The organism is Lepagella muris (assembly GCF_004793975.1).
Taxonomy (GTDB): Bacteria; Bacteroidota; Bacteroidia; order Bacteroidales; family Muribaculaceae; genus Lepagella; species Lepagella muris.
In genome coordinates this window covers 89,533-108,529 of sequence record NZ_SRYB01000006.1, presented here as the reverse complement: position 1 = coordinate 108,529, position 18,997 = coordinate 89,533, and the positions used below count along the sequence as shown (strand labels likewise).

The 18,997-nt window shown below is 47.8% G+C and carries 11 protein-coding genes; 4 read left to right on the top strand and 7 right to left on the bottom strand.

The features are described 5' to 3' along the window. Positions 1-321 precede the first annotated feature (321 nt). The 4 genes from E5331_RS05880 to E5331_RS05865 all read left to right on the top strand — a co-directional run bounded on the left by E5331_RS05880 (position 322) and on the right by E5331_RS05865 (position 5,505). Complete coding sequence (locus E5331_RS05880; RefSeq protein ID WP_135984231.1) at positions 322-1,110, top strand: glycosyltransferase family 2 protein; 789 nt, start codon at positions 322-324, stop codon at positions 1,108-1,110. Between the two features lie 72 nt (positions 1,111-1,182). Then, complete coding sequence (locus E5331_RS05875) at positions 1,183-2,145, top strand: M28 family peptidase (RefSeq protein WP_123483739.1); 963 nt, start codon at positions 1,183-1,185, stop codon at positions 2,143-2,145. Positions 2,146-2,160: 15 nt separating this feature from the next. Continuing rightward, a complete protein-coding gene (tyrS, locus tag E5331_RS05870) occupies positions 2,161-3,453 on the top strand; it encodes a tyrosine--tRNA ligase (protein ID WP_123483738.1) in 1,293 nt (430 codons plus the stop codon). A gap of 84 nt (positions 3,454-3,537) precedes the next feature. Beyond that, entirely contained in the window at positions 3,538-5,505 is a 1,968-nt protein-coding gene (locus E5331_RS05865; RefSeq protein ID WP_135984229.1) for a hypothetical protein, read from the top strand. Between the two features lie 63 nt (positions 5,506-5,568). Here E5331_RS05865 and pckA read toward each other — a convergent pair whose 3' ends face one another. The 7 genes from pckA to E5331_RS05830 all read right to left on the bottom strand — a co-directional run bounded on the left by pckA (position 5,569) and on the right by E5331_RS05830 (position 18,522). Further along, positions 5,569-7,176 (bottom strand): phosphoenolpyruvate carboxykinase (ATP), encoded by a 1,608-nt coding sequence (pckA, locus tag E5331_RS05860; protein WP_123483736.1) that lies wholly within the window; start codon positions 7,174-7,176, stop codon positions 5,569-5,571. Between the two features lie 367 nt (positions 7,177-7,543). After that, the gene (locus E5331_RS05855) at positions 7,544-10,894 is read right to left on the bottom strand and encodes a hypothetical protein (RefSeq protein WP_135984227.1); all 3,351 of its coding nucleotides are present in this window, start codon (positions 10,892-10,894) and stop codon (positions 7,544-7,546) included. Between the two features lie 31 nt (positions 10,895-10,925). Then, positions 10,926-12,947: a hypothetical protein gene (locus E5331_RS05850; protein ID WP_136013225.1), complete on the bottom strand. Its 2,022-nt coding sequence runs from the start codon at positions 12,945-12,947 to the stop codon at positions 10,926-10,928. Between the two features lie 15 nt (positions 12,948-12,962). Beyond that, on the bottom strand, positions 12,963-14,036 hold the full coding sequence (locus E5331_RS05845; RefSeq protein ID WP_135984223.1) for a FimB/Mfa2 family fimbrial subunit: 1,074 nt from the start codon (positions 14,034-14,036) through the stop codon (positions 12,963-12,965). A gap of 397 nt (positions 14,037-14,433) precedes the next feature. Beyond that, positions 14,434-16,395 (bottom strand): Mfa1 family fimbria major subunit, encoded by a 1,962-nt coding sequence (locus tag E5331_RS05840; protein ID WP_168355159.1) that lies wholly within the window; start codon positions 16,393-16,395, stop codon positions 14,434-14,436. Positions 16,396-16,445: 50 nt separating this feature from the next. After that, positions 16,446-17,891: a DUF3868 domain-containing protein gene (locus tag E5331_RS05835; RefSeq protein ID WP_169477645.1), complete on the bottom strand. Its 1,446-nt coding sequence runs from the start codon at positions 17,889-17,891 to the stop codon at positions 16,446-16,448. 46 nt (positions 17,892-17,937) lie between these two features. Then, the gene (locus E5331_RS05830) at positions 17,938-18,522 is read right to left on the bottom strand and encodes a DUF3575 domain-containing protein (RefSeq protein ID WP_135984217.1); all 585 of its coding nucleotides are present in this window, start codon (positions 18,520-18,522) and stop codon (positions 17,938-17,940) included. Positions 18,523-18,997: the final 475 nt, after the last annotated feature.

Sequence of the window (18,997 nt, the reverse complement as noted above, 5' to 3'; positions counted from 1 at the left end):
AAAATTACTGTTTTCTACTTGTAATTCTATAAAATTAATGTTAATTTTGTAAAACAAATAAGAAATATTTTCCCGAAGCATAATATCGTACTTAAATATCTTCTTTTTTACACTTAATTAACTGAAGTTTCGCAAGCTGCACTTCAGTGGTTTAAAGTTTATAGTTTATAGTTTAAGGTTTAAGATTTACGAAAATCCACGAATCTTTTCATTATACAAAATTTAATGATCATAAACCATAAACATTAAACCTTAAATTAATTAACCAAACATCATGGGGGTGATGCATAATAGCCCTTCTTTTGTAAAACATTAAGAATTATGGGAGTTTCAGTAGTAATCAGTACTTACAACTCATCCAAGAATTTGCAGAAAACGCTTGACTCTGTAAAGTGTTTTGATGAGATTATTGTCTGTGATATGGAATCGACAGACAATACTGTAGAAATTGCGCGCAAAAATGGAGTTCGCGTCTTGCCTTTCAAACGTAAGGAGAGAAACGATTTCATCAATGCCAAGAAATATGCCATTGGTCATGCCCGTCAGGAATGGATCCTTCTGTTGCATCCTGATGAACTCGTCCCCTCGGAGTTGCGTATATGGATTCATAAGTTCATAAGCAATCCCGGCAATGTGAGTGGTGTGTATGTTCCGCGTAAGACTTTTATATTCAACAGATTCCGTGAGGATTTATACCCCGGTTATGTCATGCGGCTTTTTGCTCGCGACTGCGTCTTGTGGACAGAAGATCCCAATGAAGACCTGCAGATTGATGGTGAGATATTTAAGGTGCCGTCAAATAAGCAAAATCTTGCGCTGATTCATGTTGGCAATTCTGTCGACAGCGTGTTTGACAGGGTGATGGCTCCGATTCCGATGCTTCAGCCGGATGATGAGAAAGTGACCGGTATGCAGGTGCTGCTCAGACCGTTCGGGACGTTCTTCTCGGAATATTTCGGTAAGGGTTCATTCCGATATGGCACTGCCGGACTGATTGCCTCCCTCAATGAGTCGATGGGTGAATTTTATAGGCTTGCACTTAAGTTTGAGAGGAGCAATCCGATCGATAATGAAACTCAAGGGTCTTCAAAAAAAAGGCATGAATTGTGATACGGAGTCAAAATTTTCAATAAAATTAATCCGACCGCTTAATTATTAAGTAAAAAGCAGTAATTTTGCAGTATGCAAAAGACTGCGTTAATACTTACTTCGGTGCTCGCTCTAACGGCGTGTGCCGGGAAAAAGACGGAGGTGGCGGCGTCAGACGACGTTGCCCCTGAAGTCGTGGTGAATTTTGATGCCGACAGCGCATATTCTTACGTTGAGCGTCAGGTGGCGTTCGGTCCGCGTGTTCCAAACACCGAGGCTCACCGCCGTTGTGGAGAATGGCTTGCATCAGAACTTCGGCGTCGTGGTGCCGACGTGACGGAGCAGCGTTCCGATCTTACGGCTTTCGACGGGACCGTGCTTAAGGCTGTCAATATATTGGGGCGGTTCAACACTGAATCGCCCGACCGCCTGTTGCTCCTTGCCCACTGGGACTGCCGTCCGTGGGCGGATCAGGATCCGAACCCCGACAACCGTAAAAAACCGGTGGATGGCGCAAACGATGGTGCCAGCGGTGTCGGCGTGCTTCTTGAGATCGCGCGTCAGTTGTCGGAGAAAGCTCCGGGGAAGGGTGTCGATATCCTTTTCGTGGATGCCGAAGACTGGGGCACGGAGGGGAGTGAGGATTCATGGGCATTAGGCGCACGATATTTCATGGAGCATCCCCCCGTCGAAGGCTATCTGCCCGATGAGGCTATACTGCTTGATATGGTAGGTGGGAAAGGTGCCGTGTTCTGCCGCGAATATTTCTCCGAACAGGCTGCCCCGCGTCTCGCACAGTCATTGTGGGGTATTGCCGCATCAAGAGGATATGGCGATCTGTTTCTTAATAAACTGGGAGGGGCAGTCACTGACGACCATGTGCAGCTTATAGAGAAGGGAGTGCCCGCTGTGGATATAATAGAGTATCATCCGGAGCAGGAGAGCGGTTTTAATCCGCATTGGCACACCGTCTCCGACAACATGGAGAATATCGACCGCGCCACACTAAAGGCAGTCGGTGAGACTGTGATGCAATATCTGATTACAAATTACTAAATATAATAAAGATAAATGGATTTTATAGAGGAACTTACCTGGCGAGGCATGGTCCACACGATGATGCCCGGTACAGACGAATTGCTTAAGAAGGGTATGACAACGGCTTATCTCGGTATTGACCCGACTGCCGATAGCCTTCATATCGGTCATCTGTGTGGCGTGATGATGTTGCGTCATTTCCAGCGTTGTGGTCATAAGCCGTTGGCTCTCGTCGGGGGTGCCACTGGCATGATCGGCGACCCTTCCGGCAAGAGTGCGGAGCGCAACCTGCTTGATGAGGCTACATTGCGCCACAATCAGGAGGCTATCAAACGTCAGCTTTCAAAATTCCTTGACTTTGAGAGCGATGCGCCCAACAAGGCAGAGATGGTGAACAACTATGACTGGACGAAAGACGTCACTTTCCTTGATTTCGCACGCGAGATCGGAAAGCATATCACCGTCAACTATATGATGGCTAAGGAGAGTGTGCAGAAACGCCTTAACGGTGAGGCACGCGACGGTCTTAGTTTCACGGAATTTACCTATCAGCTTCTCCAGGGATTCGATTTCCTTACTCTATATAAGGACAAGGATTGCAAATTGCAGCTCGGCGGCTCGGATCAGTGGGGCAACATCACTACCGGCACAGAGCTTATACGCCGTAAACTCGGCGGCGAGGCGTATGCCCTTACATGTCCGCTGATCACTAAGGCAGATGGCGGCAAGTTCGGTAAGACGGAGAGTGGCAACGTATGGCTTGATCCCCGCTACACTTCCCCGTATAAGTTCTATCAGTTCTGGGTGAACGTCAGTGATGCCGATGCAGAGAAATATCTAAAGATCTTCACGGCTCTCACCAAGGAGGAGATTGAGGCTCTCGTGGCTGAGCATCAGCAGGATCCTGGTCAGCGTCCGATGCAGAAGCGTCTGGCAAAGGAGGTGACAGTTATGGTTCACAGTGAGGATGACTATAATGCGGCTGTAGAGGCAAGCCAGATTCTTTTCAGCAATAAGGCTGACGAGATTCTTCACAATATAGATGAGAAGACGCTCCTTGAGGTGTTTGAGGGTGTACCCACATTCTCATTGCCGAAGGCTGACCTTGAGGCAGGTGTGCCGGTGCTTGATCTTCTTGCCACAAAGACAGGTGTATTCGCTTCAAAAGGTGAGGCAAGGAAGATGGTGCAGCAGGGTGGTGTAAGCATCAACAAGAAGAAAGTGACCGACCCCAACGCTGTCATCAATGCCGACGAATTGCTCAACGGAAAATATCTTCTCGCCCAGCGTGGTAAGAAGAATTATTTCCTATTGATAGCAGAATAACCTACCGGCTGGGGCTGGATCGTATCAGAATAAAATAAAGGCGCAGAGATGCGCCTTTATTTTTGCATAAAAATTTATTCTGATATGAAAAGATACGCAATACCATTCCGCCCCGCATCATCACGGAGCGATTTCGCCTGTAATGACGGGGAAGTGTCGATCGCCGATAATCTGATTGCAGATTTCTCAGAGAGCTCAGAGAACTCAGAGAGCTCTGGCTGCTCTGAAAACTCCGGCAGCTCTGAAGACTCCGGCGGAGTCAGGATGACTATGCCGCCGGCACCGGAGGCGGAGTTCCGGCTGAAATATGATGTGCTCGACGGATGGCACATTCACCCCGACATGCTCCCGTCGCGCCTCATGCCGAAGGGGGAGGGATCGGAAGCCGGATGGGGGAAGATCGCTTCGGCTGTTCTCGACCGGTTCCGTAAGGATGCAAGGCGACAGAACCTGTTTACCGAGCCATTTTTCGTGATATGCGCATTGAGGCTGAAAGGTGGTGAGCGGATCATGCCGTCGCCCACTATGTTGATGATCCCAAATTCCGAATCGGCTCCCGTGGCAGGTTCTACCGACTTCTCCGCCGACGAGATGAGGATGAGCGTGGCGGCTGCCGTCTGTCGGCTGCAATGGCGTGTGAGGATTCCGGATACGTTGCGCGATTTTGAGGAGGTGACGCATGTAGATATCCTTGTAAGCGATGAGATGCCGTTGTCCGATCGCAAATCAGAATGGAAAAGCTATCATCGTCTCTCGTTTGGCGGTTTCACCCATTCCCTCAGTCCGGATGGGGGGTGCGGAGAGAGAAGGATTACGGAAGATGCGCTTGTGCAATGCTGGCGACAGGAGCCGATGGATGAGGCGGATATGCTTGCCGCCATGCTTACTGCAAAGGATTACCGCGTAATTATGGAGATACCGGTGGAGAATGCGCGTTCGGTCGAGGAATGGGAGGATGTGGTGTTCAATTGCGGAGGACTGTCAAGTCTGTCGGCAAAGACACCCTATCGTCCCGACTATGCCCATCTGTCGGAAGTCGAGGCTGCCGGAATGACGGATATCTCCGGACGTGCCACTCTCTATGATTTCTCCATGATTTCACCGCTCCCGTTCGCACTGAGCCAGACTGCCCCATACGCCGACACGTCAGGATATGCACCCCGTTGGGTGTTCCATCCCGATCCGGAGGCACGTCAATATCTGTTTGAGCGTGATGGAGTCGTGCGGACTCTTCCCCTTTGGCGGCATCCCCATCTATATGGTTCGTACTACTGGTGCGGACTCGACCGTGATTCTGATTCTGACGTGAGGGTGGTGGATGATGAGGAGTTGATTTCCGGTTCATTATCCATAGCTGCACGTCGCCGTAGCTATCCCGGTGGTATCTGGCGGTCGTCGGTGGGGAGCTGCCTGCATTTCCCTGATTCGCTGTCGATGCAACTGCATGTGGGAAGGATCATTACCCTCGTAAGGGCATTCCGGTCATCCGGACTTGTGGCTACGACTGCCCCTACCGTCTATGCCTTCACCACAGATGGCGTATTCCTGCTCAAAGAGATGGAGGATGCCACATTCCGTGATGCCGGATTGGTATGCGGCTACGTCCCGAAGGATGCCGGCGCTGTCGAGTCGTTGGGACGTGGTGTGCGGTTCACGACCGCGTCAGGCGAGGTGGTGACGATAGAGGGCACATCGGTAAGGTTAGGGAACGCCACGGATAGACTCACCGGTGGCAGTGCGATAGGCACGATAGCTTATAAGGCGATTGATACCGCGAAAGAATGTCGGCTTGTGACGCGACCATTGAAATTCGGTGATTCCTCACGCAGCAAATGGCTGTGGGGAGTGGAAGCGGATGGCGACTACGACAGAAGCCGCATGATGATGACCGTATGGGGGAGCGTGAATCTGCGCGACTGGTACTGGATTGGAAGCGGAAGAGGTGGCGCGATAGGGTTATACGGTGCAGGGAGTCGTTATTGGCGGGTAGAGATGCGCCTTATGCTCAATCCCGGTGATAACATTCAGGGACTGCGTTGCTCCCTTCGATAACAAAAAAAGCATGGAGCGGAAGCCCCATGCTTTTTTTATGCTATTCTAATAGAATGGATTCGATTAGAGTTTCGGACCTGCAGCCACGAGAGCCTTGCCGGCAGGATTGAACTCGAATTTCTTGAAGTTCTTGATGAACATCTCAGCGAGCTTAGTAGCCTTCTCATTCCAAACAGCAGCGTCAGCGTAAGTGTCGCGCGGATCAAGGATGTTGGGATCTACACCGGGAAGTTCAGTAGGAACAGTGAAATCGAAGATAGGAATCTGCTTGGTGGGAGCAGAAAGGATAGAACCGTCGAGGATAGCGTCGATGATGCCACGAGTGTCGCGGATAGAGATACGCTTGCCTGTACCGTTCCAGCCTGTGTTTACGAGATAAGCCTTAGCGTCGTTAGCCTGCATCTTCTTAACGAGCTCCTCAGCATACTTAGTCGGGTGGAGTTCGAGGAACGCCTGACCGAAGCAAGCAGAGAAAGTAGGAGTGGGCTCAGTGATGCCACGCTCTGTGCCGGCGAGCTTGGAAGTAAAGCCGGAGAGGAAGTAGTACTGAGTCTGCTCCGGAGTCAGGATAGACACGGGAGGCAATACGCCGAATGCGTCAGCAGAAAGGAAGATCACGTTCTTAGCGGCAGGACCTGCAGAGATCGGTTTAACGATGCTCTCGATGTGGTCGATAGGATAAGATACGCGAGTGTTCTCAGTCACGCTCTTGTCAGCGAAATCAATCTTGCCATTCTCGTCAACAGTGACGTTCTCGAGAAGAGCGTCACGACGGATAGCTTTGTAGATATCGGGCTCGCTCTCCTTGTCAAGGTTGATAACCTTAGCGTAGCAGCCACCCTCGAAGTTGAAGACGCCGTTATCGTCCCAGCCGTGCTCGTCGTCACCGATGAGAAGACGTTTCGGGTCAGTAGAGAGGGTAGTCTTGCCTGTGCCGGAGAGACCGAAGAAGATAGCAGTGTTCTTGCCCTCTTTGTCAGTGTTGGCAGAGCAGTGCATAGAAGCGATGCCCTGCTGGGGAAGATAGTAGTTCATCATGGAGAACATACCCTTCTTCATCTCACCGCCATACCAAGTGTTGATGATAACCTGCTCACGAGAAGTAGTGTTGAACACAACGGCAGTCTCAGAGTTAAGACCGAGCTCCTTGTAGTTCTCAACTTTAGCCTTTGAAGCGTTGTATACAACGAAGTCAGGCTTGAAGTTCTCGAGCTCCTCAGCAGTAGGAGCGATGAACATATTTGTCACGAAATGAGCCTGCCAAGCCACTTCCATGATGAAGCGCACAGCCATGCGGGTGTCTTTGTTTGCGCCGCAGAAACGGTCAACCACGTAAAGTTTCTTGCCGCTGAGCTCTTTGATGGCTATCTCTTTGACAGCTTTCCAGCACTCCTCGGAAGCCGGCTTGTTGTCATTCTTATATTCTTCTGTAGTCCACCATACTTTGTCCTTTGAGTTGTCGTCAAGTACGATGAATTTGTCTTTGGGTGAACGGCCTGTGTAGACGCCTGTCATCACGTTGACAGCACCGAGTTCAGTCACTGTGCCTTTCTCAAAGCCCTCGAGAGAGGGATCTTCGGTTTCAGCTTTGAAAAGCTCCTCGTATGAGGGGTTGTAGATTACCTCTTTGACATCTTTGATGCCATACTGAGCCAAATCTATCTGTGCCATAATTGAATATATAAATTAAGAGTTTGAAAATTGTCGTAATCTTCGGGCGCATGGCGCGTATTTTCCACGGCAAAATTAACTATTTTATTTGATAAAACCCTATTAATTGAAGAAAAATTTCAGTATTTAGTGTTAATTAGTGTGAAATAGGCAGAGTTAGGCAATCTCACGGATGCATCCTTCATCGCTTTTGGTGTATAGCATAAGCAAGAGACAGCCTTGGGGGTCCGTCTCTTGCCGTAGAACCTGATGCCGCAGATGTATCATACATGTTGAATCCGACGCGGTGTCTCACTGATGCTTGTCGGTTGCATGCTGTGTCTGCTTCTGCTTATGAAAGGATTATATGAAGCCCATGTATGTCTGATCAGTCATTTCCGCTTCGTGTGACTGTCCTGACAAAACAGGCGTCTTGCCCTCCGCCGGTGTTGGCATAGTATAGCACATTTACGTCAAATGTGAAGTAATTGAAGTCTAAGGCATAAGCGATGGCTCCGTCATTGGTATCGGTGGTTGCGTTCCATTGGAGGAATTCCCCGGGTTTAACCTTATTCCTTGCCCAATAGACTGCGCCTGTTTTACGGTATAGGGAAACAAAAAGAGGAGCGTCTTTTGAAAATAGAGATGACTTGGGCTCAAAGCTTGTGCTGGCATATCTGAGGATGCCCTTGTTTATATTCTTTTCATCCTCAAGATAATTTTTTGTTCCCCACACACTTATGTAATAACCTTGTTTCCTATGTCCGAATCCTGATCTGCCTATAGGAAAGAAGATGTTTCTTCCATTATATGAATCAGTAGGTTTGTCACGGTTCCAATAATATGCGAACACACCTCTCATCCCTTTCTCATTTGCCTCCGGGGATGTATCCCGTCTGTACCATCCGTATGCCATGTTTATGTCAGACTGTGTCTCTGTCGCTCCGTCTGCATACAGCACTCCGTATCCGAACTGCACATGATCTGAAAGATAGAGTTGTTCGAAATCCCTGACTGTCGCGGTCTTTGTGGTCTCATCAGTAAGGCCGTCACGGTCAAATCCATTGTCATTACTCTTTATTCCCGACCATGTTTTCTTGGTGCTTTTAAAATTCCCATTTTCATCAGTTATCTGAAATTCCTCCGGAGTCTGGTCAATGAATTCATTGTCCGTTGGAGTGGTGTAGAATTCTACTCCTCCATGGCTGTATGCATTGTTGATGGCATCTATCGGGTCTTCTGAGTTTCCGAACTTAAATAAGGAACCCTCATCTCTCGGATCACTCGCCATGAGATTTTTGCTGATCATGTTGAATGTGTTCCATTTGGTGGTTGTAGATGTCGTGGTCGGAATGGCATTTTCTCCTTCGCCGACCAGAGGATATTGTTTGCCTTCGTAGGCAATGTCTTGCGGGGCATATCCTTGTCTTACAAATATGAGGTGGGTGCAGGTGTAGTTATGATACTTTATTCTCACCACTGCGTTCTTATTACCGGTACTCATGCGGTTGAACCGGATATTGAAATCAATGTCACTGCCTGTTGAACCGGATGTGGTTTGTTTTCCATCAAGAGTTATGAAATTGGCATCACCGATAATCTCGGCTTTCCAGGGTCCGCGTGATTTGATTATTTCGAACTTTGCGTCCGCCTCATCGCTTGAGAGATACATCATTCTGACGTGGAATGGAGCGAAGTTGCCGTTTTTGCGATATACCCCTTTCGGATTAACCACACGCCGTACCTGTACTACGTTTATATCTGCATCTTTCGTGAGCGTTTCTGTACCTCCTATTTTCCGGATAGTGGCGGTGATTTTCACGCGGGCCACACGCTGATATCCGACAAATGGATTATTGCCTGAATATCCGGTCTGTTTCACCATTATCTTGGGACGTGTGAAGAGAGGAATTGAAAAACTATACTTCTCTCCATCTTTTTTATAAGAGAATTTGTCAATTTCACCTTGCGCATCATCCTTAATGATTTTGTCTTCCATATATATGCGCCGGTCGCGGGCCATACCTCCGTTTGCGCCTGTATAATACTGGTTGTTGATATTATGTGCGCCTTTGTTATATCCCGGAAATGTATTTCCGGAAGCATCGATGTCGGTAATTACAATCTTGTCTGTCTGTCGCAAGGAAAGGAACCCATTACCGGGGTCTCTATTGTCCGGATCTTTATATGGATCGGGATTGTCCCCGCTCGGCGTGGTTGAGGTTAGAGGCTTTTTGCTATCGTTTAGATCCTCAACGCCCAGGCCTGTAGGATACCACGGATTTTCGGTGATTTCAGCCTTCATCCCGGTGACTTCATACCCTTCCGGTGGAATATATTTGAATGGAAGGGTTGCATCATGATTATATAGATATGATACATACCAAGGATTGGGCACATCAAAACCGGGCTCTTCGTTATAGTCGATATGCCAGTCGTAGTCGTTGCCGTTGCCACGGAGTCTCAGTGTGAGTTTGTAGTGATAATTGCGTTCTGCATCACAATTTACAGTGACATCCTTACCGATCATGAATCGGTATTTGATATCATAGTCAGCAAGATTGGAATTGTCGTTGGATTTGTAATGTGCTACAACTTCAATATATGTTCCGAATTCCTTGCCATCTTTTTTTATATCGGCTCCGGCAACACTTCCTGTGTTTATATCAAAATGAGGGATCTTGCTTTCGCCTTCAGGCAGATCTCCTTGCATGTTTTCATAAAAGTAGAGGGCGTTGGCATCTTCATTATGGAAATTTTCCTGACCGTTCAGATACGGATCACCCTTTGTGATGCATGGCCATGAAATATATTCAATATTTTTGGATTCGGTGTCAGGGTTTTCTTTATCTGTCAGATATGATATCGACTGATTGTTGCTTTCATTTTCCAGTAGATCCTCTTTTTTTTTGGCGGAATTATTATAGTCGGTCTCGTTTTCATTGTTGGAGGAGGCTGCTCCGAAACCGAGCGTGCAATTCTTGGTTATATCATAAATTCGTGCTTCCTTTATATACACATATATGTTTTCGCGTAAGCCGCTGCCATCAAAATCTATTGTAATTTTTGATGCACACCGACGAAGCCATGCACGCAGTTTGATGCCGGGACGGTTTATTTGTACCTTTTGGAAGGAAGAGGAACTCCTTGGAGGGTCTGCATTTTCCGATGCAAAATATCCGAGCATCTCTCCATTATTGGCGATGTCGGAACTGTCCCATTCCATTTTCATGCCTCGCAATCCATCAAGAGTATTGCAATCGGTTTTGTTATTCTGAAGGAATTCCATTGTGCCACCCTTGATATTGGCTACAGCTACGATATAGTATTCTCCAAATGGAAGGGTGAGACTGATGCCGTTGACGGATTTTGTCGTTGTTTCGGCAGATGCGCCGTTGCTGGCATTTGTGTCATCTCTTTCTACATCAGCAACTGTATAATCATTTAAATTTATCTCGTTTATGTATTCCTTTCCATCTCTGTCTTTAAGCAGAATACCATCCTTGTCATAGACGAGGATACAGAGGTCGTTAAGTTTGTCAAGAATTTTTCCATCAGTTCCTGAGGCACGGGTGAGGTCTCCTTCCGAAAATGGGGAGAAAGAGGCTTCAAGCGAGACAGTTGTTTCACCATCACGGAAGTTGTCTGAAAATCCGAGTCCGTCATCCACACATCCGTGAAATACAATTGTCATGAATACGAGAAGCAATGGATATGTATGTTTTATATATCGTGTCATATTAAAGATTTATAATCTTTTTTGATTCTTATTATTCAGAGGGTTGGGTTGTGTCTTTCTCTATAAATTTACTTACAGAGTCTATCCCGGAACAGTTTTTGCCTGTATGGTCAGCTTTCTGATAAGTGAGGACAATCACATCCTGACCTATGAGACGTTTATCTTCTGTAGTAGGCTCTTTGCCTAATTCCTTTCTGATCTGTTCTTCTGTTATTTTTTTTATTTCTTTCCGTGATTTCTCATACCAGAATGTTTTGGATTCCTCATCCCATGATTCTACCAAAAGTCGATTGGTGTTGTCGCCTTGTTTGAAAATCATTCTTCCTTCCGGATCTATTACAACAGAGGAGTGGTCATGATTGTGTTGCAGACGACGGTCATTATACTTGTCTTTATGATATGTGATGGATGTCAGACCGGAATAATCGGTCACTTCCCTTGTGCTGCAGTTTTCAGAATTGTCATCCTTTTCTGCATAATTTGTCAGAATTTTGCATCCTTGTGCATCCTTTAGCCATATCTCCGCATTTTTAATGTCGCCGTCATTGCCTAATACGATTGCATAATAGTCATTTTTTTCAGTTTTCAGTTTGTTGCCATCCTTGTCTTTCGGCCATTCCTTATCTTTCATATAATCAAGGAAAAAGTCAGGAAGATTACCTTCGTTGTTGGGATATAGTTCTTTATCCGGGAGGACCATGAGGTCGCCGCGTTCGTCGCGCATCAGTCCGAGGTCATAACTGAGCGACACTGAGGCGTAGGGCTGCACATCTACCCGGCAGTCCATTGAAGCCGTCATGCCGGTGATGGTGAAGCGGTAGATGTTGTTGCGCTCTATGTTGTAGCGGCCGGGTTTATCTTTTTCTGCCTGAGCATCGTTTTTATTTGCCGCTTCTGATCCGTTGGTGGAGAAGTAGATGTTGCGCTCTTTCTGTGCCATTTCCCATTCTTGCTCTCCATCTTGGGAAAAACCTTCCGGTTTCTTTAACTTCACAGAGATGAAAGTGACATCATATTCTGATATATTATTTTGCTCATCACTGATATTCCGGTATTCCGGCACGTAGGCAATCCAGCGTTTCGTGTATTTGCCATCTGTCCCTTTGGTTCTTCTCATAGGAATGGAGATATAGTCATAGTCGTCTTTCCTGTCGGGAAGGTGCAATTTGTGGATAAAATCTTTATCCCAGTCATAATCATGAAAATAGTCGGAGTGCTGCAACGCATCCGGTGCGCAGAAGCCTTTGTAATTGACCTTATCAATTATGACGGTATCGAAGTCGGCAACCGGATTGTCAAGTATTACCTCCACCTTCGCCATAGCACGCAGGAGAGGTAGGGGTGTGGGTTTGGTTGCGTTGTTCTTGCTCAGGTCAATGCGGATATTGCCGTGTATCTTGCCATCCTTTATGTCGGAGGGATCCACATAATCGGTCAGGTCATAGCTCCTGACACCATAGAATGGCATCAGTTGTTTATGTTCTATACTTAGCCATGTGCCGTCGTCAAGAGAGGTGATTTTGTCGAACTGTGCATAGGCATGATTGCAGATGTCGGAGATGGTGGTCTTCTCTTTCACGAGCTGATATTCTCCGGTGGTGACTTCCGCAGCTACTTCCGGATATTTAGGCCAGTTGGCGAGCACAACTATCTTGAATTTCAGCGGAAGACCTGCGGGTGCCTCGCCGAGCAGTGAGTAGGTGTAATTTATGGCAGAACCATTGCTCTCCGTTGATGAGAACAAGGGGCGGGTCATCGGTTTGAATGTGGCTATGTATGTGTTGTCCTTATCCTGCTCGCCTGTCTTGTCAGCTGTGAAGAAATATATCCGGTAGTTGTCATTCGGGATGTCGATATAATTCTCCAGCCCCTCGCCTGACTGGAATGTACCGGCATCTGTGCCGTCTGCGGCACGGGAGGCACCCTCCAGCCCTATAGTTATGCTAAGTGTAGGCATGACGTCATGCTCCGGTTCCGGATTGTCAAACCGGTCGGAGGCACATCCCGCCATCATCAAGGCAGCTACAGGTAATATAAATTTTCTCGGATTCATTTCATTGATGATTCATTAATTCAGGTCGGTGGGGTTGAGCACCACGCGCCATGAGTTGATGATGATTGTTGTTGCGAGCCAGCGGTTGTTCTCGTCGAGGAAGAATGTCATGTTGTATTCATCCTGACGGTCGAGATATTCCTGGTCGCTCATCTCACGGTTGTAGTTACCTTTCACGAGCAGGGCGTAGTCGATTATGGGGATACGAGCCACGAGATTGTCCTCACCCGCTTTGGGGTGGGTCTTGCGGATTACGAGCACCGGCTTCGCATCCTTCGTCCAGTCGCGCTGCATGAGCCGGCTCACGGTCAACTCCGCCACAGCCACCTTCACGTCGGTAATGGCGCGTGAGCCGTCGCCGTTCTCCGGGAGGTCTACACCGGCGGAGCCGGAATACTTGCTCCATGCGTGATAAGTGATCTTCTCATCCTGCCGCATTGAGTTGTCGTGGTTCAGCCAGCCGTTGTTGTCCTCGATTTTGAAGGAGAAGTCGTCGGCATCAATATCCTCACCGGAGAGGTGCTGGAGCACGATGCGGAATACGTTGGTATCCTTCATAAGGGGCATTATATAGGTGTAGTCGCCGCCGTCGGGATTCTCCGGTAGCGAGACGTTGAGGGTGCCATGGAAGAGATGGTGTAGGTCATCGGTGGATACGGCACCATCCTCGGGATGGGATGTGCGGTTTAGGCGGCAGTGGAGCAGTTCGGGTGTCTCGCCGTTGGAGATCTCCGGTACGGTGAACGACTCACCGTTGTCGAGACCGCACCAAGCCATGAGGCTGTAGTCGCCGGCTTCGAGAGGGAGTATTATCTCATATCCCTCCTGAGCGAGATGGTCGCCGCTGTCGGTGGTCTGCCAAACGAGTTTCCCCTCGTCGGAGAATACGTATAGATGCACTGACTTCACCTCATGGGGGAATGCATCGGCGAATTTCATGTTCATGTCATAACGGAAACGGAGATGGTATCTGACTTCGCAGTCCCCCTCCTCGTCATATATGGCATTGTCGCATGATGCGAGGGTCATGCTTGCCACGATAAAGGTGGCAGCCGCCATGAAACGTTTGATGTAGGTTCTTATGTTCATTTTGCTGTATCTTTTTCCTGTTGTTTTTCTTTCCCCGGCTTTTGGCGGGGTGATTCAGTGAGGGGAGGGGATATATGGTGAGGCGGGAGAGCCGCCGTTGATTTCAGATTTGGGGACCGTAAGGCTATTCTTACAGGCTGGATTTAGAATCGAACCTTTGGTCCGATCACTCAACACAAAAAGCATTTGTATCGGCTGTATCGGTTGAAACAGTTGAAACAGCTGAAACAGTTGAAACAGCTGTTGCGGTTGTAGTTTTTAAAGAGCGGGTCGCTCTATGGTTGTGTGGGAGAGGGGAGGTAAGCCGACGGGGACAGGCGGAGCGAGTCTCCGCCGGCTTCTGTTGGTTAGATTACCGGTTGCCATCGGCAATCGGTAAGGAGAGTTTCAATGATGATTACCAATCGAGAGAGACATTATCATTTTTGACAATACGCCAAGAGAGAATGTTGAGGCGTGCACCAAGGAAATAGGCTGTTGGTGATGGTTTCTGAGGAATGATATTTTCCCAATCCTTGTGGTCTTCATCAAACTCGTATGAAAGAACAGGTGTGCCAAGACCATATACGGTGTTGAGAGAAACTTCATATATATGATTACGGACTACACCGTATTTAAATGGCGTCTCATCTGCTGATACACCGGTTTTCCCGAGATGATCAAGTTCGTGATAGTAGTAGGTGTCGCCACCATCCCATACTTTTGTTCCACCAATAGATTCAAGAGCGTCATTTACTCCTTTTTGATCAACCGGGACATAGACGTTATTCCCTTCATCATTTTTCATTTGCTTGTAGAGCTGCTTTCCGTCCGTTTCATCGTACTTCCCTGGAAGCAAATTTACATAACTGAGGTATCTGGGACTTGTTTCTGCTGTTGTATCTGCCATGTCAGCCACAAGTGCAGGGACAAGTTCCAAGTCTGCTGTTGTGAGAGGGTTGAATTTGTAGGCGGTTGATTCAGATTCAATTATGCTTCCGTCATCAGGGTTTACAACGGGAGGATTCTCTGTATCAGTTATCTCCAAAAAGAAGAACTGATTTACATTGGGTTCGAACATGGCTGTAAGCACATTAGACTTAGTGTATTTCCTACCTCCCCATTCAGCAAGGTCAACGGGAGTAGCAGTAGCATTGTCTGCTTCATTGTCAAGGGTGACAAGTTTTGCCTTTAGATATACGAGTGTGCGGTTTGATGTTTTTGTATTAGGATCATAGTCATTCTTGAAACCTTTAAGATTGTCGGAATCGCCTGCATTTTCAAGACAGTATGCCGTATATTCTTTATAATCCTGTTTTTCTCCTTTACCATCACCAAATTTGCGGCTCGGATAATCATGTCTGTGTTTAGCAAGATTAACGTTTGTAGGATTAACTGCCCAGTATGAACGATGATTAAGCTGATCATTCCAACCTGTGAATATCTCAGTCCAGTTGTCAACTTTCTTGAAAAGATAGCTCTTGTCTGCTGTCCACCAAAGATCCCAGTTTTGGAATATTACATATATCTGCTTAGCATCATCCTTGTCACTTTCGAGAAGAGGCTTTTTAGTGTTCTTATCTGTAAGTGCCACTGCAATGTATCCTGTTTCTTTTGTAATATTGCCGTCGTTATCTTTATATTGTAGAGTTATGTCGTTGAAAAATTTCATGCTACTGCTATCCCAATCTTGGGTGACACGGACTTTAGCGACAACTCTCTCTACATATACATCTACAGGATGGGTTTCCGCAAGCTCTCTGGTGCTTTGAATGTCAGTGTCTTTGATATCTACAGCTACACCTTGGTTTTTGTCAAAGCCATCATTGTAGAAGGCAGAACTTGTCATTAGGAACCCATTTTGAGTTGCAGCAGCCTCTTTGTTTACAATACCTGTAAGTTCATGGAGTGAAAAATTTTTCTCATTTTTCAGGTCTTCTATCCCATCGAAATTGACAATAGCAACCATTTTCTTGATCTTGTCTGGTGAACCATTTTCAAGATTGGTGTTGATGACGATAACAGCGTTAAGAATCTTTTCAACATTAGGCATATTGACGGAATCTTTTGGAACAGAGATATCATTCCCTTCGCAGTTGTAATAGTTCTTTCCTCCAAAAGTGATAGGAGCCGGGTTTCCTTCTTCATCGAAGAAGTAGAAACGGAGGGATTTTACATTGTTCTCTCCATAGTATCCCTCTTCAAAATCACCGTTTTGATCACCGGCAGCACGGGTGCTGGGAGAGACATTCCGGATTGAGACCGACATGTAGCGGGGATCACCCTCTTCTGGAGTGAGTGGTTTGTCGGGTATCACCTCCTCAGAGGAGCAGGCGGTGAGGGCGAGTGCGCCCATTATACCCATGAATAATTTTTTCATTTTCATGTTGTTTGTGTTATTTGTTATTTTTATTTATTATTCTCTTTCGTTTATTTTAATTCTATCTTTGTTACCTTTTGTTGTTTGTTGGCGCGTATGCGTGCGATCTCATCGAGGGTGGCACGGGAAGCGGGTATGGAGGAGGCGTCCTGCATCAGCTGCTCGGCACGGTCGTAGTCTCCCTGTATGAAGGCGAGAGATCCGCGTGCGTAGATGGCTTCGGGTGAGTTGCCTGCGCGGCTGAGATACTGTTCCGCAGTGGTGTAGTCCCCGCGTTGGAGTGCGGCATTGGCGGCGTTGATGTTGGCGGTCTCGTTGTCAGGGTACATCCTTACGGCTGTCTCAAACACCTCGTTGAACTCGTCGCTGCCGGGCTGGCAGGCGTTGCCGAGGAGAAGGAACTCGCGGAGCGTCAGCCTGCTGGGCTTGGTGCGCATCGTCTCTCGTATCTTATTGATGTCGTCGGTGCGGTTTATCTCGTATGTCACGCGGTATTCCGTGTGGCGGAGTGCCGGATAGTAGGTCTGGAGCATGAAGCGGTATTCCTCCGGATATCTTTTCTTGATGAGAGCCTCCTTGGGGTCGGGTTCCATGTCGGAGTCTATGAGCGCGAGTATCTCGCTCTTGTGGTCAATGTTTGATCTCTCCACGAATCGTCGGAGTCCCTCCCAGTCCTCCGGCTCATAGTCGGTGGATATTATGTCGCCCTTGAAATTGTAGAGCTGGTTGAGATACTTCTTCAGAGCGGCGGTACGTCCGATCGCGAGGTCTGTATTGTGAGAATAGGGGCTCTCCGGTGAAGCGAAGCCCTTCAGCCACACTCCTGTGATTGTCACGTCCTTGTCGTTGAGCACGGTGTCGATAGACGACTGTATCTTCAGCAACTCCTGCGGGTTGCGGCGGTAGTTGGGCTCGATGTTGGTCTTGTCGACGATGAAGTCGATGTATGCTGCGCCCTCGAGGGTCTCCACCACCGGACCGGTGTCCTTCGCCTCGAAATATATGATCTCCGGGATACCGGGCATCGGCTGGAAGTATGTGGTCACGGGATCGACACGTTCCTCTATCAGGCAGTCGGCACATCCGTATAGACGGCGGCGCAGCACGAGCTGCGAGTTTGCCATCCAGTCCTGATAGGGGGTGAGTGTGTGATATGGCAGGTCGGCGGGACGGTTTCCGGATCTGATTATCTCCTCCACTCCACGGCTGAGGGGCTGGCGGTCATGGCGCAGGTACTGGAGGTAACGCTGACGTCCGTAGACGCCGACGGAGGGTAGGAAGATGGTATCCCCCTGCTCTGAGAGTATCATGGGGGTAAGGATCTGGGCGCGTGCGCTCTGCACGTCGGTGGGTGTCAGGTCGAGTTTCATGTCAACGGCGATGTAGTCGCCGTGACGGTCGAAGGATATGCTGTCGACTCCGACAGGCGATATCCCCTTCGCGGAAGCCGTGCAGATGCATGCCGCCGCAGATAGTGTTATGATGGCCTTGTTCATTTCTGTCAGTGATTGGGATGGTTGCGAGGTTATCAGACGTTTTCAATCAGAAAAGGTATACGAGGTTGATTGCAGCCTTAGTCACGCCGAAATAATTGTGGGGCTTGTTCTCCTCGATCTTCTTTCCGCATCCGGAGCAACGGAAGCGGTCGAAACGGGTGTAGGTCCAACCTATTCCGATCTCCCCCTCTATGTTCCAGTGTTCGGCTATTGCCCATGCATATCCGTAGGCGACACCGAGACCTCCGAACCATCCCTGGTAGCGGGTATCCTTAAGTTTCTTGAAGTCTGTTCCCAGGAAAGAGAAAGGGATGTCGATACCGCCGACGTTATACTGTCCGCCGAGCAGGTGCGCACCGACGAAGTGTCCGGCGAATCGGTCGCAGAACCAGTATCTGATTTCCGGCTGCACGACCCAATGCTTCCACTTGCGGTCGTGTGAGAGGTTCCAGGTGTTGAATTGTCCGGATACGTCAATTGTCCAGCGTGGCGCGAGTGCCACTTCTGCCGCAAGGTTAGGGTTTAAGAAGGCATCGCTAAGGAGGTTTGTCTTCAGGGCTACCTCTTGTGCCTTTGCTCCGCATATCCCGCAACAGAGGAATAATAGGAATGTTAAAAATTTGAATTTCATCGGGGATGGTTATTTGTCAGAAAAGTGTCGACAATATGTATCGTAGAAATCGTCAATATAGTGTGCCGACATTGGATGCCGGGAAGTGCTATGTGAGGATGGAGTATATATATGAAGTATCGGCTTGCGGTGTGTGAATCGCAAACAGATTGACGTTGAATTGATAACTGCTTGATTTATAACAAATTGATAGTCGGGGGGGGGTAAAGCAGGATTTTCCCTCCGATCGCCGATTGATGGATGTCGGTTTGTGTGCTAAAAATGTCATAACCCCTTTTATCTGTATGGATGTAAGCAAGTGATATCTTATAATTTTACATTATTTAAGTTTCGCAAGTTTTTCAACTTGCTTTACTTAAATGGTTTAAGGTTTAATGTTTATGGTTTAAGATCATTAAATTTTGTATAATGAAAAGATTCGTAGATTTTCGAGAATCTTAAACCTTAAACTGTAAACTTTAAACCACTGAAGTGC